The organism is Nostoc sp., from assembly GCF_036917355.1.
Taxonomy (GTDB): domain Bacteria; phylum Cyanobacteriota; class Cyanobacteriia; order Cyanobacteriales; family Nostocaceae; genus Nostoc.
Window position 1 is genome coordinate 1 of record NZ_JBALDP010000084.1, and the last position, 23,530, is coordinate 23,530.

A 23,530-nucleotide genomic window follows, 5' to 3' on the forward strand; every position below is an offset into this window, starting at 1 on the left:
TCGGGGTCATGCTTTATAACTGCTGAAATGCTTATCATATATACATTTTCGCAGTTTTTGACCCCCTTTTTTTATCTCTTTGTGAGAAATCCGGGCTAGTTCCCCAAGTTTCTCTGCCCAACGTTCTGCTCTAGTTGTCTCATCTAAACCATCTACTGCAATCAACACTCGAACTGGCAAACGTTTTGATATATCAACAGCGTTGGCAACGGAACGAACTTCAGATTGAATTGCTGCCGATTCAAGAGCATCAAGAACTTGCCGTAGATTCCACCCAGGCTGACCAATTGCATTTGCCAGTATTGATTCCCAACTTTGTGCTAACTCAACATCTCTAGCTCTAATTAACACAGCAGGTTTTTTCTGGGCTAGATGTTGTCGTACTTCTTCTGCCAAAGCATGAGTTTTCCCAACACCAGGATCACCAATATATATGACTGGCTGCCCCCAATCCTGCAATTTTCGAGGGGTAATTTTCCGCTCATACCAACGTTCAAGCAACTTCTGTAGTTGTTTCCCAATGGGTTCAACTGCGTTTTCTCGCGATCCCTTTTTTTCTTCAGGCAGGAGTACGTTAATTAAATTATGCAAACCCACAGCACCACTAGGATCACATTCAGTCCCAAAATCGGTAACTGGGAATAAGTTACCTGGACAAAGACAATTTTCTAACTTTACTTGCTCTGCGATCGCTTCTATCAACCAGCTTTGAGCAACTTTAATCAGAATTTCTGCATCTACTTGCTCCATAAATTCTGGGTAGCGTCTCAAGCGATTTGTTGCAATGTGTGCATCTTCTAGAAGATTACGCATTTGCCTAACGCCTTCTAGCCACCCAGGATAAATGCCAGGGCCATTCAATCGAATCTTCAAATCCTGCTCTATTTGGCCAGATTGATGTAAATCAGGGGTATATCGGTTACTCAGCCAACCATTTTGAGCTTGGTTGAACTTCATACCAATGTACTCTAGGTCAGTAACTGAGCCTTCAAACCAATAGCGACGCAATCCTTCACTGCCCAGTTCGGCTAGTAGAGAAGCAATCCGAGTTTCATCCCACAAATCAACAGTGATCCCTGGATGAGTTGTCTTAGCAAAAGTTATAAATTTATTCCAGCGATCGCGTTCAGTGTCAACATTTTGTCCGTTTTTACGAATTCTTCTGACATCACTCAAGTCACGAGGAACAACAACTACGTATCTTACTAACCCACTCCTTTGAGTCGCAGCTGTGCTGAGTGAACCTTTAATCTGACTAATTTGAGAAGATTCAAGTGGTTCTCTAAACCATTTTGCCTGTAATCCAATGATATCCCCATTATTCAACTGAGCATACGCTTCAACGCCGCCATCTCCTCAAGCCCCATTAACAAATATCACCTGCCTAACCTGTGAAGCATATTCACGGTGACACCATCGCTCGAAAATTATTCCTGTTAGAGATTCAAAAGCACGTTGAGGAGCATCGCCATGAAGATTGAAGCTAGACCAGTCCAATTTTCCCTAAACCTTGTTCTCAAGACGGATTTTACTTTATTGCAATTTTATCTCTAGAATTCTGCCGTGTCTGGGTGACAAATACTACTCTATTTGTTTCATAGACATATATTTTTTTTAGACATCTAGAGGTCAATAAATCTTTTGACGCTTTGCCATCTTTGCAAAAGACAGAGAACAATGAGGGCATTCACTTTTTACCCAATCTGAGGGAATTGAGAAAGGTGTCTCGCAGTTAGTACATTTGGTTAAAAAACCCAACTGGTGGCGATCGCATTTAAATTTATCCTTATACTGCCACTCAATTCTGTGACAAGGTACTTCTGCATAACAAGCAGCACATAACCGAATTGGTCTAGGCTTCATCGTCACTCCATTGGGCGGTAGCATCTCGGCTAATCTATCTGCATTAACTCCTACCAGAGATGCCAAAGCCTCTAACTCTTGTCGAGTAGGAAATGGGTTAAAGTACAGTTTTTCCCAACGTCCCGTAACAGCACCAAGACCAGCAATTTTTCCTAAAGAGTATCCTGAAGGCAAGCTGTTAGCCTTAAATCGACGCAAACGCCCCAAATAATGACTAATGCTCTCTCCTTCGTATGGTTCAACATAGCCTAGTTTTGCAAGAATTTCATCATCTTCATTCATTCCTCTTCTTGTTTTCGAGGGGAACGTATTTTCTGCCATAATGACTAGCAATTTTTTCTAAAATGCTTTCATCAACTCTGCTAAATCCATTTTTTAGAGAATGTAAAACTGCCTTTGTAAGTATCTTTACTAGAAGCCCCATTCGCGCACTTGTACTAAGCGCTAAAATTTCAAATATAGTTCCTTCAGCTAAATTAGACGCTTCTGGAAGAGATAAAATATCCAATTCTATTGTACTTAATGTCTTCTTAAAATCTTCATATTCCAGACGTTCAAACTCATACAGTGTTGGAAAAACTGTCAATAAATCACAATCTTGCAAGATATCGTCTAATTCCTTACCTCCAACTAAGACAATAGGAATATTAGATTCTTCAAAAAGTTGCTTTAAGTCTAAAAGCGCCTCTTTTTGAAGATTTTCAGCATTATCAATAATCACAATTTCTAGCCCAAATAGCTCCAGACTACCAGCTAATCTTGGACGTAAGTCTTGTCGCTTACCTGTTGGTGCAGCATGGTTAATATCCTTCAGTATTTGTGAAAATAGACGTTTAGAACTCGATGCTGACCAAGATTTTACATAGGAAACTCGTTTTTTATCCTCATTTCGATAGTGAAGCGATGCTCGACTTTTACCAACATCTCTTGGGCCAATGATTCGACCACATTGTTTGAGGAGACGCAGTTCATCTAACCATCTGAAGCATTCCGAAGCCCGGTCAGTTGTGATAAAACAACTTCTGAAAAGTTCCTCAATATCACTAGTTTTAGCAATTTGATCATTCCGGTCTAACTTTGGGGCTAGGACTTCAACAAAGGATTGGGTTGCAAGTTGCGATCGCGCCATAATTTACCAAATCTTTTTCAAGTTTTTTTGACGGTTAGAGACTACTAACTTATGTCTCTGCTCTTCTTGAGTATTAGTTTGTGTTGAAATATTTTCCTGAGCTTGTGGTTCTATCTTCTCAACTTTAATTTCTTCCCTGCAAACTCTTTCAGGTAAAACTTCCTGATTTTCTTCCTTCCTTAAAGATTTGGAAGCCCTACTTTTGCGTAATTCAATAAGATTTGAGCTTTTCTTAGATGTAGAACGTAAACGTTTTTGCTCTGCTCTTCTTTTTTCCTTCTTGTCTTGTTTGCGCTCTTCTACAAGTTCCTTGCGTTTACCTAGTGCTAATAAAGTATCATAATTAAAATGCTCCTTACGAGCTTTACTGCGCTGTCTATTCAGGGCTTTTAATTCTTCTAAACTCAGGTCATGAGTATCCATGTTGATGGCATGAGCATAGCCTAAGAAATCTTCTAAATTATCATCAGTTTCGCAACTGTAAACATATAAAGTCAGGATATGATCGGGATCATATCTCAGCGTCACATATTCACCTTTATATATCTTGAGTAATTCTCCTCGATAAATAAGGTTCTCAAACTGTATAGAGCCATGAGCTTGAACAACTCGTTGCGCTTCTTTCATTAAACAGATATCCAATTCTCGCTCATCCAAAGGCTCAGGTAGTTTTTCTCCCATTCCCTTGAACCAGCGTTTAAATCTCGTATCGAGAGCTTTATCGGGAAGATTTTTAGGATAAAGCTCGTGGTTATAAATCTCACAAAAGAAACTAGTGAGAATTTTATCCAAATCCTGTATTGTCAAACAGGCTTCTTTCTCTGCATTTTTGGGGCGTTCCTGAACATTTGCCCCTGTATAACCAGGTAAATCTTTGAGAACTTGAGTATTAATGGTTTGAAAAATTCGTTCTACAATACCACCTTCGGGAGGGCGATCGCGTAGTTCACACTTAAATCCTAGTTTCTTACCAATGGCTTTTAGATGTTTTGATCCCAAATCTTTTCCACCATCAGTAAAAAAATATTGAAAAGGAGTCCTGCATATTTCCCAAACTTTATTTAGCTGATAATTTTCAGGATAGTTCTTGGGCAAAATAGCATGTCTTAAGGCTAAAGCCACCTCTGTAGAACCTGGTTGTTTGATCCATAAGTGGAAACCAACAACACAGCTTGAAAAAGTATCCACAACAGTAGTTAGCCAAGGACGGTCAGACAATAAATTACCATTACTATCAACTATGCGAATATCCAGTTTGGTATGGTCGCATTGAATAATTTGGTTACTAAAGTCAGCCTTCAGTAGCTGTCCATCTTTTGTTACAACTGTCATCCAAGATCCCGAACCCGGATTTCTGACTTTTGTCTTCTGTTTATGTTGTGCAATTAAAGGATCTAAAATCCTATAAACAGTAGCTTGATGAGGATAATCTCCTGGTTTCAGCTTAAGCTCAACGCTCGCGTATCGTTTCACTTCGCGAACTATAGATGCTGCCGAAATTGGATGTTTGTTTTTAATACTTTCTTCATAAATTGCTTTGATAAATTCTTGCCAGTCTTCGCTGACTCGATGTTTTCCCTTATCTGAGCATTGTAACGACATTTAATTTGATAATCTAGGATTTACGACATAGAAAATACGAATTCAGCAAATTTATTTTCTATGTAATTAAATAGTTTATAATCCTTACAGGATAAAGGTTTCAATTATTTAAATCGGTTGCGACACATCTGCAAATCGCGACATATAATCTGCGAATGTACAGCAGGGGCTGTACCTTTTCTTAGTGCCATCCCCTTTACCCCTTACCCTTTTCCCCACAATGCCAAGAAGTCTAAAGATTAAAGCAAAATCAAACCCAGTCGCACACCCACAGCAACAGCCTCGGTGCGACTAGAGACACTGAGCTTTTGAAAAATGGATGAAAGATGAAATTTGACGGTATGTTCAGAAATATGTAAACGTTTTGCGATCGCTTTATTTCCCAACCCCGATCCAAGCATTCCTAAAACCTCTATCTCCCGTGGTGTCAAGCTTTGTACAGGATTCGTTACCACTTTTTCGCGGATAGATAGTAATTCTACAGCATTCGGGTGTAGCACCAGCAAACCAAAAGTGATCGCTTCCACAGCCGCGACAATTTCTGACTCTGTACTAGTACTGGGCAATATCCCCCGGATACCAGAACGTAACGCTGTCTCTAAGTCGATGCTGTCGAGTTCTTCAACAATGACGATCGTTCCTAGTGGGTATTGCTGTTCTTGAATAACCAGCAATTTTTCCCATACCGATTGTTGAAAATTACCGCTCAAATCTACCAGCACTACATCCGGCTGTAATTGCCCAACTTCACTCGCCAATACATCCAAATCGGATGCACTCCCCACAACCGTCAACCGAGGATTGGTTGTCACCACAGCTGATAACCCTGCTCGCACTACAGGGGAAGTAGCAACCACCATCACCCGGATCATGTCGCCTCCACAGCAGTTTGATCGGACTGCACGGGTACATAAATCACGACTTGCTGTCTACCCCGTAGGAGTTGTACCGGCACAGATCCTTTACTTTCATGAAGATATTTGCTTAAGTCATTCATGCTAGTGAATAATCGCCCCGAAACTCCAATTAAAACATCGCCGATTTGTACACCAGCATTTTCTGCCGCACTGTTAGGTAGAATTGACAACACCAATAAACCCAAGCTACGCCTACTTAAAAGCACAGGTTGCAGTGTAACTCCCAGCTGCGGACGACTATTTCCCTGTAAAAAACGCTCAACGGTGTTGCTGGGAACTGCCACAGCCAAACCATTAACAATCATGGTGTTAATTCCCACGACAAGTCCTTGACAATCGGCAAGTGGCCCTCCAGAATTACCAGGATACAGCCGCAAATCAGCCATAACTGCTCGTGAATTATTTGCATAGATAATTCCAGTTGTCACAGCGCCACTGTCAGCAAAGGGATTACCTACTGCTAAGACTAATTCACCCACTCGTAGCGCATCAGAATTGCCGATAGTTGCAGCAGTTAAATCAGTGGCAACAATTTTCAGAGCTGCTAAATCCTGCTGTGGATCGAATTGGGTACGCACTGCATCAAATACCCTTCCGTCTGCCAATTCCACAGTTGCGTGGTTGCTGGTTGCCACATGAGCATTAGTGATAATTAATCCGTCAGGTTGCCAAATGACACCAGAACCGACTCCCAGAGAGCCGCTTTTTACTTTGACAGTGCGTAGGCGTAGTTTAGCAGCTACCTCTGTCAATTCAGCAGCGATGTTAGTCAATGTTGTGTTTGCCATGTTATACAGTTTTTAAACGTGTCAAAGTAAAATCAGTCAAACGTTCAAGCAAAAAGTTCGAAGTTCCAAGTTCAGAAGCTCAACATTCGAGCAAAAAGTTCGAAGTTCCCAGTTCAGAAGCTCAACATTCGAGCAAAAAGGTCGAAGTTCCCAGTTCAAAAGCTCAACATTCGAGCAAAAAGGTCGAAGTTCCCAGTTCAAAAGCTCAACATTCGAGCAAAAAGGTCAAAGTTCCGTGTTCAGAGGTCAAAGTTTCGAGTTCAAAAGCTCAAATGAATAGAAGATTTAGATAAATCTTGACAGAGCTAATTAAACCGATCCTAAATTGGCATTATTCTTCCTTTGTAGGTCGTTCGCCAACTGCGATCGCTAACTCAATTAAGACTCCACCCCGGACAACTTGCACGTTGACAGCTTTACCAATGCGATCGCTACTATTGAGCAGCGCTAACACATCACCTGTATCGCCCACAGTTACGCCATCGAATGTTACCAAAACATCGCCAAGCAGCACACCTGCATTGTCAGCAGGCCCCGCAGCCTCAACATTGACAACAATTACCCCAGTTGCCGAACTTAAATTCAGAGCAGTTTTCAGGTTTTTTGGTAAACGTACAGGTTGCATTCCCACACCCAAGTAGCCCTTAGAAATGCGTCCTTTTGCTACTAATTGCTCAACTACGCGATCGACTGTCGCAGTGGGAATTGTCAGAGCAGTACCACGCCGCCCCGATGTATTCATGCCTACCACAAAACCCGCCGCATCTACTAGCGGCCCGCCCGCAAAGCCAGAGTAAAGGGTGATATCTGGGCGGATAAATTGGTCAATATTTCCGCCATTCATACTCCGCCAAGCACCGCTAACCACACTCACTGCACCCATAGCTGCCCTTAAGTCACCTTCGCCACCTCTTGCCAGTCCTAGCACGAGATGACTAACTTTGAGCGTTTTAGCATCGCCAACTTTTGCCACAGGTATTTCTGCATTTTCTAGTTTAAAAACAGCTATATCGGTGCTAGAGTCATGACCGACAAGTGTTACTGGTGCAGTACTACCATTTGATAAGGTGATGGTGATATCGTCATAGCGCTGAAGGCACTCATCAGAGGTAACAATGATGCCATTACGCCAGTGAATGCCGCTTGGAGAAACACGTGTACCCCCATTCACCGCAACCACAGCACTTCCAGCTTCTTCTACGGTGTCAGCTAAACTGTTGGACAAAGCCAGTAATGAAGACATAAGATTTTTGTGCAAATGTTTTTAGATGTTCAGATCGTGCCGTTTTCTCCACACAGATGACATCGGAAAAATGGGGAGTAATTCATCCTAGAAAAATGGCTAGGATTTGCATCAGCTTTTTGGCATTGCTAAATTCTTGTACTTCACTCAAGTGAGAACTGCTATGTTCCAATACGGTTGGTTATTGGTGTAGATAATTGGTCTTTCAAGACGCGATAAATCGCGTTTCTACATCTGTATTGCGCTATATTATTCAGCTTACGACGGCTAAGTGAGCGGTGAGCGCTCACTCTAGTCGTAGTAAAGAATTCAGCATGAATTCTTTACTACGACTGCGCTCGGCGACCACCTGACTCCTGAATTCTGTTTCGACAAACAAATGCACACCGAATCAAGAGAAATTAACCTGTTGACTCCATCGAGAAACTTACCTCTCTATGGCAAGAGAATTTTAGTAACAGCACCGAGAAATTATGCTTATAGGTTATCCGAACAAATTATCAAAAAAGGTGGTTTACCTGTTTTCATGCCTACCATCGAAACCTGCTATTTATCAAACTACACTCAGTTAGATGACGCTTTAGCCGATATAAACGAATTTGATTGGATTGTCTTTACAAGTAGAAATGGGATCGCTGCATTTTTTCACCGCATGAATGATTTAAATATTCCTATATCTGTGGTACAGAAATGTCACTTATGTGCTTTAGGAAAAGATGCCGAAAGCTTATTGTCTTTTTGTGGCAAGGTGGATTTAATTCCAACAGAATCTAGCCCAGCCGGAATTGTGGCTGAATTAGCAAAACTTCCGCAAATTCACGAGAAAAAAGTGCTGATCCCGGCTCCAGAAGTTGTTGGTTTGCCTGAGCCTGATGTTGTACCCAATTTAATTACAGATTTGCAACAATTGGGCATAGAAGTAACTCGCGTACCCACATATATTACGCAGGGCTTAGATAAAACTATCTACGGTATGGAATTAAACCTGATGCGTGAAGGAATTATTGATGTAATTGCCTTTAGTAGCACGGCGGAAGTAGAAAGCTTTTTGACAATGGTCAACTCACAAAGCAATTACGAACATTGTGTTATTGCATGTTTCGGCCCTTATACAACTGCTAATGCCCAAAAGTTGGGTATGAATGTCGCTATTGTGGCTAGAGATTATAGTTCATTTGAGGGATTTGCTGAAGCGATCGCAGCATTTTTTACTCCTACTTCCAGTTAAAACTAAGCGTCTCAAGATGTAGAGTAATCAACTATATTTCACTCTAGACTAGCTGCACATAAACCCGTAGTATCGAAAATGGAGTTTATATTGAGTTAGGAATTTTTACATGGCAACTTACAACGTTACATTGCGTACCCCAGATGGCGAAAAAGTAATTGAAGTCCCTGATGATGAGTACATCCTAGAGGTCGCTAACGAAGAATATAATCTGGACTTGCCCTATTCCTGTAACGCTGGTTCTTGCTCTACCTGCACCGGCAAGCTGATTTCAGGTACAGTTGACCAATCAGATCAGAACTTCTTAGACAACGATCAAATGGACGCGGGATGGGTTCTCACCTGCGTTGCCTACGCTACTTCTGATTGCGTTATCGAAACCCATCAAGAGGAAGCGCTTAACGCTTAAGAGTGGGTGAGGGTTGAGGGCGTTGGTATCATACTTAAGCCCAAACCCTTTTCAAATCTCGTTTCTCTGGGTGTAAATACTGCTGATTAGGCTGCTGCCTTCCTTGGTGGCGGTAGCAGCCCTCATTGTATACGTTACCCTAAAAGGAAATTAAGCTGCGATCGCAAGTGGGTGTAGATGTGCAGCAACATTTTGATAATTTGCATTGTCTGAAAGATTAATCAAAATTTACAACTGCTCTAAGTCTGGATAAAAAAGGGAAAAGATAAGGGAGGGTAATTTGAGTTGTGCATACACCGTAGCTTTATAAGGGGGGTAATAATTCAATTAAAATCACAACATACTACTTTTCAAACAACCTCTTACGCTGTATTCATTTTTAATTTTTAATTCCGCCTTGCGGTACTAGGTTGGGCTACGCCTACGCAGCATTCAAAGCAGCTATGCACACATTTGGCACAAAAATTTCATCATTGGGCTACATTTTAGCACTGGATTTAGGTACGACAGGCAACCGCGCTTTTGTATTTAACGCAGACGGCAAGATTGTTGGGCAGGCATATAAAGAATTAACTCAGTATTATCCTCAGCCAGGATGGTTAGAACATGACCCTCAACAAATCTGGCAGGATACCTGTTGGGTGATGAAAACCGCAATTGCAAATGCCCAGATTACACCATCAGCGATCGCAGCTTTGGGATTAACTGTACAGCGCGAAACCTGTTTGATTTGGGACAAAACTACTGGTAAACCACTCCATAAAGCGATCGTCTGGCAAGATCGCCGCACTGCTCCCCTTTGCCATCAATTACAAGAGCAAGGTTACGCTGATGAAATTTACGATCGCACCGGATTAATCATTGATGCTTACTTTTCTGCTACTAAGCTCAGATGGCTATTAGACCATGTTACTGATATTGACCTGAACAATGTCTTAGCAGGTACTATTGATAGCTGGGTGTTGTGGAATCTCACAGGTGGAAAAGTCCACGCCACTGACCACAGCAACGCCAGCCGTACAATGTTGATGAATCTCAAAACCTGTGAGTGGGATGAGATTTTACTGGATCTGTTTCAAATTCCGGCGCATATTTTGCCCCAGATTCAGCCGAGTTTAGGAGTATTTGGAGTCACTGATGCGACTTTGTTGGGTGCTGAAATTCCCATTACTGCCATCTTGGGAGATCAGCAAGCGGCTCTATTTGGTCATGGCTGCGATCGCCCAGGTTTGATGAAATGCACTTACGGTACTGGTAGCTTTTTGGTTGCTCACACAGGTAATCAAATTGTGCGTTCGCACCATCAACTCATTTCGACAGTGGCATGGACACAAGCAAATACCAGCGATACTTTAGATGTCGGCTATGCCCTTGAAGGTAGTATGTTTACTAGTGGAGCTTGTATTCAATGGTTGCGCGATCGCCTGAAGTTGATTAAAACTGCTGCTGAAACTGAAGCAATGGCCAATCAGGTAAAAGATAATGGCGGAGTCTACTTTGTGCCAGCATTTAGCGGACTGGGCGCACCCTACTGGGATATGAGTGCCAGGGGAGCTTTTTTCGGCATTACCGCCAGTGTACAACCAGAGCATCTAGTTCGCGCCGTTTTGGAAGCGATCGCTTATCAAGTTCTGGAGGTGGTGCAAGCAATTAACGCATCTAGCACTACTCCAGTTGAGCAATTAACCGTAGATGGTGGTGCTTGCGAGAATAATTTTTTGATGCAGTTCCAAGCTGATGTGTTGGGTATTCCAGTTGAACGTCCGAGAATGCGCGATACGACCGTTCAGGGTGCAGCATTTGCAGCAGGTTTAGCTGTAGGATTTTGGGAGAGCTATGAAGCACTCGTGGAACAACGGCAAATTGAGCGTGTGTTTGAGCCGAAGAGTGATTTCCCCTTATCCAAATTTGGTACTTGGCAAAAAGCAGTGAAACGTACTCTAGCTTGGGAGGAGTAATCAATAGACTTCTTGCAAAAGTCGGGGGAAAGGGTAAGGGGGAAAGGGTAAAGAAACTCAAAATCCTTTCCCTTTAACCTTTACCCTTTTCCCTAAGAGTGCAAAAACATATTTTTGCAAGAGGTCTAATCCAAAAACGAGTTAAAGCGAAATTCATATCTAATCTAAAACGGGGAAGGCGAAGAAACAAATACTATTACAATCAAGCAAATTGATGGAGTTTTGATTTATCATGCCCTACAGTCAATTCAATATTGACCGAGTGAAACAAGATTTTCATCTGATTACTGTTGAAGGAGTCCGCTTTTTCCCAGACTCCATTGAACCCATTACTCTAAGCTTTAGACTGCAAGGTATTTTAGAAGATTTACCGTGGGCAATTGCAGTAGATACAGAAAAAGCTCGTTCAGAGGCAATAATTAATCCCATCTTGCTAGAAGTGCGACGCATCTTCAATTCCACAATTAGCGTATTTTCAGGAGAAGAGTTTAACGTTGATGCGAGTATTGGACTCAACGGTGTATGTGACTTCCTACTTTGCCGTTCACCTGAACAATTAACAGTGGAAGCACCTGCAATTGTCATTGTTGAAGCGAAAAAATCAGACTTAAAATCTCGATTGGGACAATGCATTGCAGAAATGGTAGCTGCACAGCGATTCAATCAAGCAAAAGAACAACCCTTAACAGCAGTTTACGGTACTGTAAGCAGTGGAACCCAATGACGATTTCTGAAACTAGAGGGACAAACAGTCACAATTGATTTAATGGATTATTCCCTTCCTCCTATCGAATCAATCCTGAGCTTTTTGGTGTGGATGGTGAAAGCAGGTTAATTTCATTGCAAAATTGATCGTTAAAATAACTCTTATTTTTATAATTCATAGACATCTAGTGAAAAAATAGAGACTAGCAGTGCTAAGTACAGCCCACCACAAAAAAGTATGAAATTTAATCATTCGTAGGTTGGGTGGAACGCAGTGAAACCCAACGTCAACCCTCGATATTTCCGAACCCCTTTTACGGTGACGTGTACTAAGTCTCTACAAGGGTTCTGGATAACAGATATTTAATTTCTGGAAATATCTATTTAGCAGAAGTCAAGTAAGTATTAATCAGTCAAAATATCACTCACGCATAAGAAGCGCATGACTACTAAACCGAAGATTTTCATTGATGGGGAATCAGGAACCACAGGCTTACAAATATACTCACGCCTCAATCAGCGTGATGACATCGAGTTAGTCAGTATTGAAGCATCTAAACGTAAAGATGCAAATGAGCGAACCAAACTAATCAATGCTGTTGATGTTATCATTCTTTGCCTGCCTGATGATGCGGCCCGTGAAGCTGTTAGCTTAGTCAGTAATACTAAGGTTAAGATCCTTGATGCTAGCACTGCCCATCGTACCGCTAAAGACTGGGTATATGGCTTCCCTGAACTAAATCCAGGACAGCGAGAGAAAATCGCCAGCGCCCAGTTTGTCAGCAATCCGGGCTGTTATCCCACAGGATTTTTAGCTTGTATCCGTCCATTAATTGCTAAAGGACTCCTGAACAGTAACTTTCCCATCACCGTTAATGCAGTGTCAGGTTACTCTGGTGGCGGAAAGAATCTGATTAAACAGTATCATACCTTACACGAACAGCAAGCCGGAGCAGAATCACTCTACCCTTATGGCATCTACGGTTTGCAGTTTGGGCATAAGCACGTCAAAGAAATGCATCAGTATTCAGGGTTAGCATCACCGCCGCTATTCGTACCAGCCGTGGGAGATTTTGAGCAGGGAATGTTAGTACAGATACCTTTACCACTGGTAACTTTGGATAATCCACCATCAGGTAAGATTATTCATCAAGCGATCGCTGACTACTACCAAAGTGAAAAATTCGTGCAGGTTGCTCCATTCCAAGATTCTACACTGCTGAGAGACGGAACATTTCTGGATGCAATGGCACTAAATAATACCAATATTGTTCAGGTTTTTGTATTTGCCAATGACACCACCAAAGAAGTCTTGCTAGTTGCTCGTCTTGACAACCTGGGTAAAGGCGCATCAGGAGCCGCAGTCCAAAACCTAAACATCATGCTCGGTTTTCCAGAAGAGTTGGGATTGTCATGAAAAAGGGTTAAGGAGTGGGGAGCAGGGGGGCAGCACTTCTCTACGAGACGCTGCGCGTAGCTTGCTTCCACGTTCGCGGAGCGTGCCGTAGGCAAGTGGTACGGCTACGCTCTGTTACCGAAGAGAAGTTGCATATAGTAAGTTTTTCCCTCTGCCCCTCCGCCAGGGCAAACGCATCTTATTTACTAATAAAAACTAAGTCGCTTGAATATTGAAATTTAACCCTGTTTTCTCCCTTTGAAAGAATGCGATAAGCAAAAGAGTTGTGAAGCTTTGTTTTCCAGTTTTTGTCTAAACTAAATGACGAGTTATCAATGATAAATTATCTTCTTCTGGGTCTTTTATCTAATAAATGAACCGCAGCACCAGCCGCAGCACCATTGACACCATTTTTCCAGGTAGTTCCACAACCACCAGAAATTGCACCTGCCAATACACCAGCACCAGCACCTACACCGATATCTTGAACAGGTAAACGTCCGTTTCTTCTTCTGGCTCTGGTGCTTCTTGCACCATTGGCAGCATTAACAGCAGCACCAGCAGCAGCACCTTTAAAAGCATTGTCTAATACGGAACCACAATTTGTTACAACCCCACTTAATACACCTGCTCCGGCTCCAATGGCTGCATTATTAATAACTCGGTCATCAGCAGAAGCAGGTTGAACCGGGATTAAGCCAGTACCAGCTAAAGTAGCAGCCATCAATCCAGGTAGGAATGCGCGTTTTAGCATATTTTGCATGGTAGTACCCTCTACAAATCTTATGATTGGCGAACAACCAAATTTCAGTGCGATCGCTAATCCTTGTATTCCTGATTTTAGACAACAGTAATATTATCTAAAATCAGGATATTTTGGATAATTGCACCTACTAACAATGTAATTTTAGCCTAAAGCTTGTTGTATTTACTGAGTGGACAATAATTAAACTGACACATTAACTAAAAAACAGTAAACCAAAAAGTTTTTCCTCAAAGAGCGATCGCTTCGTTAGATGGAGGGTAGTCCATCGTCTCCCAATCGATTCTCCCAAGACTGCCGAAAGTTTTACTGATGTGAGCTATTGGAGTGATGAATGGTATGTTGTTTATTCAAGTTAATCAGAATAATATACCTCGATTAAAAACAGGAAACTTCAAATGAGAATTTTTGTTCCAGGGCGTCTTTGTTTGTTCGGAGAACACAGCGATTGGGCAGGAGAATATCGCAGTGTTAATCCTCTTATCGAAAAGGGCTACACCTTAATTGTTGGTACTAATCAAGGAATTTATGCCTCGGTCAAACCTAATTCTACTGAATTAATCATTCGTAGTTCTCTCAATTATGGCAGGAGTTATGAACCGTTGAAATTACCTATGGAATCTAATACCCTGAAACGCATAGCGGCAAAGGGTGGTTTTTTTAGTTATGCTGCTGGTACAGCTTATCAAATTCTGACTCACTATAATGTTGGCGGACTTGAGGTTGATAATTATCTAACCGACTTACCTATCCAAAAGGGATTATCTTCGAGTGCTGCCTTTTGCGTTTTGATTGCGAGGGCTTTTAATCGTGTGTATGACTTAAAGATGACAATTCGTTCAGAAATGGAGTTTGCCTATCTGGGAGAAAGAACCACTCCTAGCCTTTGTGGCCGTATGGATCAGGCTTGTGCGTATGGAAATCGCCCAATATTGATGATATTTGATGGTGAAAAAATCGACCTACTCGAATTGAAAGTGAGTGAAGATTTGTTTTTTGTGATTGTCGATCTTGGCGGCAGCAAAAATACACAAGAAATACTAAGACGATTGAATCAGTGTTATCCTTTGGCTACTAATTCAATAGAGCAAAATGTCCAAAAATATTTTGGTTCTATTAGCTCTAAAATTACCCAGGCAGCAGTTGAAGCAATACAACTCGGAGATGCTCAACTTCTTGGAGCTTTAATGACAAAAGCCCAAGCGGAATTCGATCTACACGTAGTTCCGGCTTGTCCTGAGCAATTAACTGCAAAAAAGCTGCATCTGCTTCTTGATCACGAGCCACTTAAACCTTATATCTTCGGAGGAAAAGGCGTAGGTTCTCAGGGGGATGGCACTGCACAACTGATCGTTAAAAATCAAGATAGTCAAACAAAAGCTATCGAAATTATTAAGCGTGATTTTCCTCAAATGCAAGCGTTACAGTTAACTATTTCAAGACTACCAACTCCTATGATTGACTTAGCTGAGGACGAAAAGCAGTATGGGGATGTTTGTTAAAATACCACCAGTCCACTAAATTAAATGAGACACATAGCTTATGATTACTCAAATGATGGTTCATCCCTGATTCCGGGTAAATTCTGGAATCAAATTCAGTAAACTTAAAGATATACATTTGTTTAAATTTACTGAATAATTACAGTCTCGACTCAAATAATTGTCTGAGAAAAAGAAAAGTGGATTGCTAACCACAGAAGAAGATGCTGAATTGGCAGGTATATTGGAACTGGATAAAATTTTTACCTTGCTTAATGCCAAAATCATTTCTAAATCATCATAGTTAATGATGGGACTAAAAAATTAGTTTGATTTGCAATTCCTGTAACTGTAGAAACGCGATCGCTCCTAATGTGGGGCACATAGTCCATCGCCTCCTCAATCAATTGTCTCTTTGATTGGAAAAATTTTTGCTGATGTGGGCTATTACAGTGGTGTGTTGTAGTAAATCTGGTACGAAGATTCGGTTTGGGAGTTTTTGTGCTACAAAAACCACTGCTAAGGGCAAACTTAAAGAATTAATTTTAATGGTAATAAATCACGAGAGAATAGTGTTTCGGGATATGTGCATAATAAATGATAGCTCTACCAAAAACATAACAGGAAAAGTTAGGCTTAATTTTGGCAGGATTAACGACTTGATACTAATCTGAGTCCCAGTACACCTGCCAAAATTAAGCCAATACAAATAAAACGCTTTACAGAAGCAGGTTCACCAAATAACAAGACTCCTAATAAAGCCGTACCCATTGCTCCTATCCCAGTCCAAACGGCGTAAGCAGTACCTACTGGTAATGTGCGTAGTGCTATCGATAAAAAGAAAAAACTCAATATCATACAAACAACTGTGGGAATACTGAAAGCCAGCTTGGTAAAGCCTTGTGAATATTTCAGACCAATTGCCCATGCAATCTCTAACAACCCTGCAACCAACAAATACACCCACGCCATTATTTATTCTCCTGCACATTGTAGAAATTAAAACTTTTATTTATTTTTTAACGATTTTTCTTATTGTCCCGAAAATTGTTGATTAGGTTTACGCAAAGCCAGATAAGGCAAAAGACCAATTACACCTGAACCTACTGATGCTACGGCAAAAGGCCAAAAAGGAATAGGTTGCATCCTGCCATCAATGAACAATAAACTACTGTAAATTAATAGCCAAATACCTACTAGAGAAAATAAAGAAAGGATAATTGGATTAATAGCAGCCCACTGAAAAGTAAATATATTTTTCAACAGCGTTAGCGTTTCATCTAAGTGTAAGGGCGGTGCCAACAATAAAATATAGGCGATAAATCCAGTCCACAGTAACCACAATGCAAGTTTAAGAGTCATAATCCTCATCTAGCTGCATAAATTCCAAAGACACAATTAATTGAGTGTTATAGTATCTCTCTGTTGATGCTAGAAGTTTTATAAGACAGCCAGCATATAACTATCAATTAGTTAAATCCTGGCTGCATTGTAAATTATGAATCCTCTGCTCGTTGTCGCTCAATAGGTAGAGCTTCTAAAGTTGAAAAAGGTAACATAGTTGCTCGAGGCATAGCCTCTAAGCTAGTAATTGCTGCTCATTCAAGGGAGGAAAAGAGAGCGATCTTTTGGAAGTCTTATGTGGTAAAACTTTGAGGAATTCCATCTCGATTGTTCGCCTTCAATATTTAGATGCGTTTGCCCTGGCCCCTCCGCTCCTCTGCACCTCTGCCTCTTGTGCCCAATGTCCACTTGCCCTGAGCATATCGCTAAAGCGAAAGCTCCGCTAACGCGTAGCGTCTCGCAGAGAAGGGATGCCCAATGCCCATTATCTTGATTTTTCTTTCAGTTCTTCAAGCAATTGAATTACATTATGTTCAAATGCTTTGTTTCGCTCATGAACTGATTCAATTAACGGTTTATCAAAAAGATTAACAACATATTTAGCTAGCTGAATACCTAAAGGTCTTAAATGTCCACCTGCTACAGTGTTGCGAAAATCTTGAGGTGGCTTTTGCAGAATATTAGTAAACCATTCACAGGTTGATTTAGCAATATTGTCTGATTTGAAACAGACTAAACCCATGATATTAAATAGCCCACTATCCTTGATTAAATAATGAGTTTCTTCAACAGTTGGTTTCACACCCCAGCTAAGATTATCGATGATATCCGCTAAAAATTGAGGGCGAATTGCACTCCCTGTGTCAGCAATAGCAGGTGCTAATAGGATAGAAACCTGTCCTTTAATAAAGACACTGTTAATTTTGATATTCTTATGCACATAAGTGTAAATTAATTTTTTAACTTCATCGGTTTTTCGCGTTAGTTCATCAAAGAGAATGTTAATGTCTGCAATCACACTTTCTATCTGTGACTCATCGGAAGTTTTAAATAGTAGCTTCCGAATAAACTGCTCTCTATCTTGACGCTCTGGAGGTAGAGCAGTAAATCCTTCTAACAGCGAGATATATTTACAGCCAAGGCTATGTCCAATCCAAGAAAAGTTCTTATCATCTAGATAGGCTTCATAATCATATCCTGCAACACTTGCCATTTTCACAAGCTCTGGAAGAATTTCATACTGTTCTCTCATGAGAAAGCCAGCTTCTACATAATGGTTAAAAGTAAAATTAAACGGCAAAAGAATAATTGTATATCCCTGCTCAAATAGAGATTGAAGCAGATAACGATAAAAAAGCATAGGGCCAAATGTACCAAAGAAAGCCCCAGCAATAAATTGAATTACCCCTTTAGGCTTTGGATGTAGAGCAACCCAACTGTGAGAAACTGGTTTAAATCTCAGTTTTAGATTCATATTTACCATGACTTATTTGTAGGTATATGCTAAATCTCCAAACTGAAGTTACTGCTTTTCGGATTCTTTAAAAGATATTTTTACAAGACTGAGATGCTTCGGCGAACAAGCTGCGATCGCCTCGTTATAAGTTTCTTATTGGAATAATCCTTATAGTCTTACCTGGAGAGCTACAAATTAATAATTTTTTAATACATTAGGTAGTTAAAAATACCTAATTATTTGATATGATTCACTTCCATATCTACTGAAGTAAATTGTAACAAATATGGCAATACCTGAATACGTAATGTCTTTAAGTAAGAGATGTTTACGATTAGCGATCGCTACAAGTTTCGTGGGAATGTTAGCTTGTCCACAGGCTGCTTTGGCGTGGAAGCCAACTACCCATGTCTACCTCGGTCAACAGGCACTCAATGATGCCCTTGATGATGGCAAAGTCACCATTTATCGTGTTGACTATCAAAATGGAAAAGTCCTCTCCAAACTAGGAGACTATCCGGTTGATCCTACTATTCTGGCAGCACTGAAGACCTACCCCGCACAATACCGTGCAGGCATATTAGGCCCGGATGCATACCCAGATATCCTCACTGGTCAGCAGGTGATTCACCCATCTCCAAACGACACAGGAATAGCTGGTGGATCTGGTACGTGGTTAAAATATCTATGGAACCTTAGTAATACTCCAGGTAACAATACACCACAGAAAAAAGCATTCGTGACTGGTTATCTCACCCATGCAGCGGGAGATATGTATGGTCACACATTCATCAATAACTTTAGTGGCGGTCATTTTGTAATTGCACCACCAGGAAATGCAATTAAACACATTCTTGTAGAAGGATATGTTGATAAGCGCTTGAATAAGCAAGAACTCAACGCTAATTTTTTCAACGCTAGTATTGCCGGAGTTGAAGATTTCATCTATGACAACACGATCGATGCCAAACCTGGTTCATATCTAGACACAACACTTTTGAAACCAGGAGGCGGCGGAACTGAGTTATCCATACCACGCATTTACTCTACCTTGAGAGCGAAGTTGCAACGTGATATCGATGCTTATTATGCTGCGAAGTCAGACTATGACCGACGCTATGACGATAAAGTTCGCAAAGCCAAAGCTTGCAAAGCCCTAGATTTTTCTTGTAGTGCCACAAAATTATATGCTGAAGCAGCAGCAATTCAGGTACAAAAAGGTGCTTATGTAACTGCTAATGGTTTAACAGTAACTTACAAAGAATATTGGCGTGAGGATATCAACAGTGGTTTGAAAGCATGGCCTCAAGTCAGCGATCGAGTTGCTAAGGCGCTGTTTTTTAATCCCGATCGCAAAGCGAAAGTAGAAGAAGCTAAAACTATTCTCCAAAATTACGTCAACAATCACTTGATATCAATGTCTGGCGCACCGGATGCTGTGGGACAGTTCGCGGCGTTAGCTAGTAAACTTAGTACCATTATTGGTGATGTTCTGGGCCCATTAGCTGCCCCTATCAGACAACTGAAAGCTAATATTTATGATGCCATTGTCAAGAGTGCCACTGGTATGAGTATAGATGAGCTAAAAGCATATTTAGAAAACCCAGAAAGGTACTTTGATCGGGTGTTTTCTCAAGGTGCTGGAGAACATGTGAACTTACAAACATTCAACAATAAATATTTGCGGATTAACGATTCAGGCTACACCAATCCTTCAGAATCGTTTGACTACCAACAATTTCCTGCAGCTTATAATACGGCGACAATCAGCAAGCTAATATTAGTCAGCAAAGATGGGGTGAATCAGCTATTGACAGATTTAGGGAGTAGTTCCCGGCTGAATGAGTCAAACATTATGTTGGGCTTTATCCAGACTCTTGATGGTGATAATGAGTGGATAGGGGGAAGAGAAGCACCCACACATCCCCAACAAAAAATGGTTGTGGCTGAGAACTGTCAAGCCTACAAGCAGATTTTTATGCTCCAACCTGGCGAACAGCCTTGTCAATAACGTGTTCTCGGCTAAAATCCTGATATGGTGGGCAGTTGCCTTTTAAAAGCTTCAGTAGAAATACAAAAGCCATCCGGTACGTAGATTCCTTAAATCCTAGTAAGTTCCCCCAGGTTCACGCCTTTACCCCCAACAACCTTGAGTTTTATTTTATCAATATCTTGAAAACAAAGCACAAATGAACTCATCAGTTTCCCTCCTTTGGCAATTCATACTTTGGTAATTTTGACTGCATCACAAGCTCTCGACGATCGCTCACTACAAACTAGGAGTTTATTTTATATTTAATTATGTCTACCCACTTAGCTGTGATTAAAACTATTTAACCTTAGTACGGAAGCGGACAAAACCATAAGAATTAGCTGGTGTGCCAGATCCAGTGGCTGCGGGTAGATTGGGAAAACTGGGAACTGTAATATTGACCACTACTGCTCCATTGGTGTTAGTACCGCAGTATGATGGTGTACCTGATTCATTAACTGTATAAAAATACCCGCGATCGCTATCTCCGACATTCGTCAGATAAAGCGTAGGTGTATTAGAACCAATAGCTAGGGCAATTCCTCGATCTGCTCCTGGTAAGCCACCATCACTAGGAGTCATGCCATTAAAAGCAGTAGGAATAAAATTAACATTAGTTGGAACTAAGTCACAGAATTTCACATTAGTTGCATTACCAAGACCATTGGAAAGAAAATATATAGTGTATTCCAATTCATCTCCTGGTTTGACAGTGCCAGCATTAATTAATCCTCGCAAGTAGCCAGCAGGCCATTTAGGATCGCTATCATCAGTAGCATAAGGTTCTGGTACATAGTTACTGGCATTAGTAGCAACGTCACTGCGACCATCCACAATATCAGTTAAATCTTGGTTATTGAGGCGGGTAATGCGTTTAATTAATAGCAATTTAGGGTTAGAACTAATAATATTTAATACTGTAAATAAAGTAGGGTCATCATCTGCTGTACTGGCAGGATTATTACCAGTATTTACACCATTATCAGTAATTTGCAAGAACGAATTACCGAGAGTCGGTGGATTATTAGTAGCGCCAGCAGAGTCTGCATCTGTGAAGACTGTACCAACAGTTCCTGTAGGATTATCAGGTGTGTTAAAAGTAGCATTTGCTTGGTTACTAATTGGATTACCGCCATTGGCATTATTAATCGTGGCAGTAATTTTAATGGTAATCGTATCACCTACACGGAGAGTTCCAGAATTTGTCACAGTAACAACACTAGTACCGTTGTAACTGGGATTGAGTGTGATGTTATTCCCTGAAGTTGCAGCAGTAATTACTGCACTCACAAAGGTTAATTGTGAGGGTAATGAGTCGTTAATAGCAAAGTTAATTGCATCGCTATTACCTGGATTCAGGTTGGAATAAGTGATGGTATATTCGATGCGATCGCCTACAGTCACTGTTCCACTACTATCATTGTCTGCAAGGAAGCGAACAGATTTGGTTCCTATGACATTTGCTTGAGTGTTAGTAGTAATTACCAAGGGAGTAGTAATTGCCTGACTTGGGAAATATGTCCAAGTATCTATTCCCTTAAAGTCACCATAATTACTACTAAATTCATGCTCTCCCGTCGCACTATTGATCCCTCTAGCAGCATTACGCGGGTTAGTAGCTCCCGTACCATTTAAGTTAATCGCCGTGCCGTTAGCGGTAGTATAGTTGTTGTCGTTGTAATAAATGGTAGTCGATCCAATTTGCTGTCCATTTTGATCTACAAGGTTAGGAAAAGCAGCAGGAGGATTTTCCATTGTGATTTTAAACCCCAGCGGATTATTTTCAGCATCCAACATGGGAAAATGATATTCACCCGATCGTGTTGTGATTATGGCATTGTATGCTGCATTTCCTGGTAGAGGTTGGAGATTTACCCCACTTGCATTCTTCCCATCCCAAAACACCACATTTGAGCCGACAGACAGCACATTTTGTATTACTCTATCGCTACTAGGGTCAAAAATGCCATCATTATTGGTGTCAATAGTTATTTGATAGCTACCAGTTGAGGCAGCATTGAAACTAAAATTGCCTCCCACACCCACAGAAGTTTGGTTCCCACTACCTCCATTACCCCCAGTGAATTTGAACGAAGTCGGTACTGTGGGAATCGTCGCTGCAATAGGAATACTCAAAGAATTGAGGGTTGCCGTGTCGGGTCGATTGAAGAAAACTAGGTGGGTAATGTCTGTTGTAGTATCAGAAACATTTGGATTTTGAACTTGCACATTGCCGGGAAAGATCAAACTATTATTACTAGCACCGCCAGCAGAATGGTAAAGAGTGCTGCTATTTGTTGTGTCAATATATCCCCGGTTATTAGCAAAAAAGATGAAGCCAAAAGGATCGACTCCATTCATGTCAGTTTCGTAACGATACCCATCTTTGGTTTGAATATAAAGCTTAGAGTTGAGTGCTACGGGAGTACCACCACTGGCATTTGCCCCCATATTCATAGCAATATAGTTAGTAAATACTCGCCCTTTTTTGGCAACACCGTTACTATCTCGAACTGTGATATCCCAAGCAGCTACCCCTGAAAATTGAGTATTACCTGTAGGAAATGCAGCCGTTGCAGCTGTTGGCGGCGGATTGCTTGCACCAGCTGTATTCGGAGAATGAAACTCAACTTCGTAAATACCTGTTTCTGTAGCGACGAAATTACAAGGGGTATAACCACCGGGATTAGGTAAAGGGCCGACCGCTTCTTTAGCAAGGGTGTCAATAAAACCAAAACCAGTAGTCAGAACATCACAAGAGCCATTTTGAGTACCAAAGGGACTGCGGTAAACAATATCTTGTGGGTTCGAGAAACTAGTAGTCACACTAGAGCCAAGATTAACTATTTCTCCTTGCTGAACATAAACTTTGAGTATGGTTTTCCGAACAATACCTGCCAGTAGTAAATCTGACCATTCCAGGTAAGGTCTGTATCCGCCATCAGAAACTAACTCTTTGCTGCCTTCAGCCCAGCTAGGTTGGATACCATTCCCTAAAATACATAAAAAAAAGCCCAGGCTACTGAGCCATAGTTTTTGGTGTCTACTTGTTAATGGCTTTTCCATATTTTTTTTTACTGGATTGTCCACAGCCAGAGAAAATTTATCATTTTCATCAATATTTACTGTGGCGATCGCTTTTAATTTCTTAAGTAAATATTTCATCATTTAGTTCCAATAAAAATACATAATATGTAAGTAATGATATTGAGTTTA

18 protein-coding genes and 2 pseudogenes are annotated in these 23,530 nt (G+C 41.0%); 8 read left to right on the plus strand and 12 right to left on the minus strand.

Annotation, left to right across the window (positions count from 1 at the left end):
• Positions 1-6 precede the first annotated feature (6 nt).
• The 7 genes from V7K53_RS26565 to V7K53_RS26595 all read right to left on the minus strand — a co-directional run bounded on the left by V7K53_RS26565 (position 7) and on the right by V7K53_RS26595 (position 7,542).
• The gene (locus V7K53_RS26565; RefSeq protein ID WP_335200503.1) at positions 7-1,326 is read right to left on the minus strand and encodes a hypothetical protein; all 1,320 of its coding nucleotides are present in this window, start codon (positions 1,324-1,326) and stop codon (positions 7-9) included.
• A gap of 303 nt (positions 1,327-1,629) precedes the next feature.
• Positions 1,630-2,145, minus strand: coding sequence for a TniQ family protein (locus V7K53_RS26570; protein ID WP_335200504.1), 516 nt, complete (start codon positions 2,143-2,145; stop codon positions 1,630-1,632).
• Entirely contained in the window at positions 2,138-2,992 is an 855-nt protein-coding gene (locus V7K53_RS26575) for an ATP-binding protein (protein WP_335200505.1), read from the minus strand. The genes V7K53_RS26570 and V7K53_RS26575 overlap by 8 nt, the downstream gene beginning before the upstream one ends.
• Before the next feature lie 3 nt (positions 2,993-2,995).
• The gene (locus V7K53_RS26580; RefSeq protein WP_335200506.1) at positions 2,996-4,594 is read right to left on the minus strand and encodes a Mu transposase C-terminal domain-containing protein; all 1,599 of its coding nucleotides are present in this window, start codon (positions 4,592-4,594) and stop codon (positions 2,996-2,998) included.
• Between the two features lie 239 nt (positions 4,595-4,833).
• Positions 4,834-5,466, minus strand: a complete 633-nt coding sequence (locus V7K53_RS26585) for a response regulator transcription factor (protein ID WP_335200507.1) — start codon at positions 5,464-5,466, stop codon at positions 4,834-4,836.
• Positions 5,463-6,299 (minus strand): S1C family serine protease, encoded by an 837-nt coding sequence (locus V7K53_RS26590; protein ID WP_335200508.1) that lies wholly within the window; start codon positions 6,297-6,299, stop codon positions 5,463-5,465. The genes V7K53_RS26585 and V7K53_RS26590 overlap by 4 nt, the downstream gene beginning before the upstream one ends.
• A 331-nt stretch (positions 6,300-6,630) precedes the next feature.
• Positions 6,631-7,542 (minus strand): S1C family serine protease, encoded by a 912-nt coding sequence (locus V7K53_RS26595; protein ID WP_335200509.1) that lies wholly within the window; start codon positions 7,540-7,542, stop codon positions 6,631-6,633.
• 379 nt (positions 7,543-7,921) lie between these two features.
• Here V7K53_RS26595 and V7K53_RS26600 point away from each other — a divergent pair, with 379 nt between their 5' ends.
• From V7K53_RS26600 to argC, 5 genes and pseudogenes are all read left to right on the plus strand, one after another.
• Entirely contained in the window at positions 7,922-8,770 is an 849-nt protein-coding gene (locus V7K53_RS26600; RefSeq protein WP_335200510.1) for a uroporphyrinogen-III synthase, read from the plus strand.
• 109 nt (positions 8,771-8,879) lie between these two features.
• Positions 8,880-9,179: a 2Fe-2S iron-sulfur cluster-binding protein gene (locus V7K53_RS26605; RefSeq protein ID WP_335200511.1), complete on the plus strand. Its 300-nt coding sequence runs from the start codon at positions 8,880-8,882 to the stop codon at positions 9,177-9,179.
• Positions 9,180-9,622: 443 nt separating this feature from the next.
• On the plus strand, positions 9,623-11,137 hold the full coding sequence (glpK, locus tag V7K53_RS26610; protein WP_335200512.1) for a glycerol kinase GlpK: 1,515 nt from the start codon (positions 9,623-9,625) through the stop codon (positions 11,135-11,137).
• Positions 11,138-11,369: 232 nt separating this feature from the next.
• Positions 11,370-11,972, plus strand: a pseudogene (locus V7K53_RS26615) (hypothetical protein).
• A 312-nt stretch (positions 11,973-12,284) separates the two neighbouring features.
• The gene (gene argC, locus V7K53_RS26620; protein WP_335200513.1) at positions 12,285-13,259 is read left to right on the plus strand and encodes an N-acetyl-gamma-glutamyl-phosphate reductase; all 975 of its coding nucleotides are present in this window, start codon (positions 12,285-12,287) and stop codon (positions 13,257-13,259) included.
• 322 nt (positions 13,260-13,581) lie between these two features.
• On the opposite strand, the gene V7K53_RS26625 is transcribed toward argC, so the two are convergent.
• A complete protein-coding gene (locus tag V7K53_RS26625; RefSeq protein ID WP_335200514.1) occupies positions 13,582-14,001 on the minus strand; it encodes a hypothetical protein in 420 nt (139 codons plus the stop codon).
• Positions 14,002-14,399: 398 nt separating this feature from the next.
• Here V7K53_RS26625 and V7K53_RS26630 point away from each other — a divergent pair, with 398 nt between their 5' ends.
• Together V7K53_RS26630 and V7K53_RS26635 are read left to right on the plus strand one after the other, a co-directional pair.
• A complete protein-coding gene (locus V7K53_RS26630; protein ID WP_335200515.1) occupies positions 14,400-15,503 on the plus strand; it encodes a mevalonate kinase family protein in 1,104 nt (367 codons plus the stop codon).
• Between the two features lie 88 nt (positions 15,504-15,591).
• Positions 15,592-15,786, plus strand: a pseudogene (locus V7K53_RS26635) (hypothetical protein).
• Between the two features lie 347 nt (positions 15,787-16,133).
• Here V7K53_RS26635 and sugE read toward each other — a convergent pair.
• The 3 genes from sugE to V7K53_RS26650 all read right to left on the minus strand — a co-directional run bounded on the left by sugE (position 16,134) and on the right by V7K53_RS26650 (position 18,300).
• A complete protein-coding gene (sugE, locus tag V7K53_RS26640) occupies positions 16,134-16,454 on the minus strand; it encodes a quaternary ammonium compound efflux SMR transporter SugE (RefSeq protein ID WP_335200516.1) in 321 nt (106 codons plus the stop codon).
• Between the two features lie 60 nt (positions 16,455-16,514).
• Positions 16,515-16,844: a hypothetical protein gene (locus V7K53_RS26645; protein WP_335200517.1), complete on the minus strand. Its 330-nt coding sequence runs from the start codon at positions 16,842-16,844 to the stop codon at positions 16,515-16,517.
• Between the two features lie 466 nt (positions 16,845-17,310).
• The gene (locus V7K53_RS26650; RefSeq protein WP_442940515.1) at positions 17,311-18,300 is read right to left on the minus strand and encodes a DUF1350 family protein; all 990 of its coding nucleotides are present in this window, start codon (positions 18,298-18,300) and stop codon (positions 17,311-17,313) included.
• A gap of 268 nt (positions 18,301-18,568) precedes the next feature.
• Between V7K53_RS26650 and V7K53_RS26655 the strand changes: the two genes are divergently transcribed.
• Complete coding sequence (locus V7K53_RS26655) at positions 18,569-20,293, plus strand: hypothetical protein (RefSeq protein ID WP_335200519.1); 1,725 nt, start codon at positions 18,569-18,571, stop codon at positions 20,291-20,293.
• Between the two features lie 318 nt (positions 20,294-20,611).
• On the opposite strand, the gene V7K53_RS26660 is transcribed toward V7K53_RS26655, so the two are convergent.
• The gene (locus V7K53_RS26660) at positions 20,612-23,482 is read right to left on the minus strand and encodes a hypothetical protein (protein ID WP_335200520.1); all 2,871 of its coding nucleotides are present in this window, start codon (positions 23,480-23,482) and stop codon (positions 20,612-20,614) included.
• Positions 23,483-23,530: the final 48 nt, after the last annotated feature.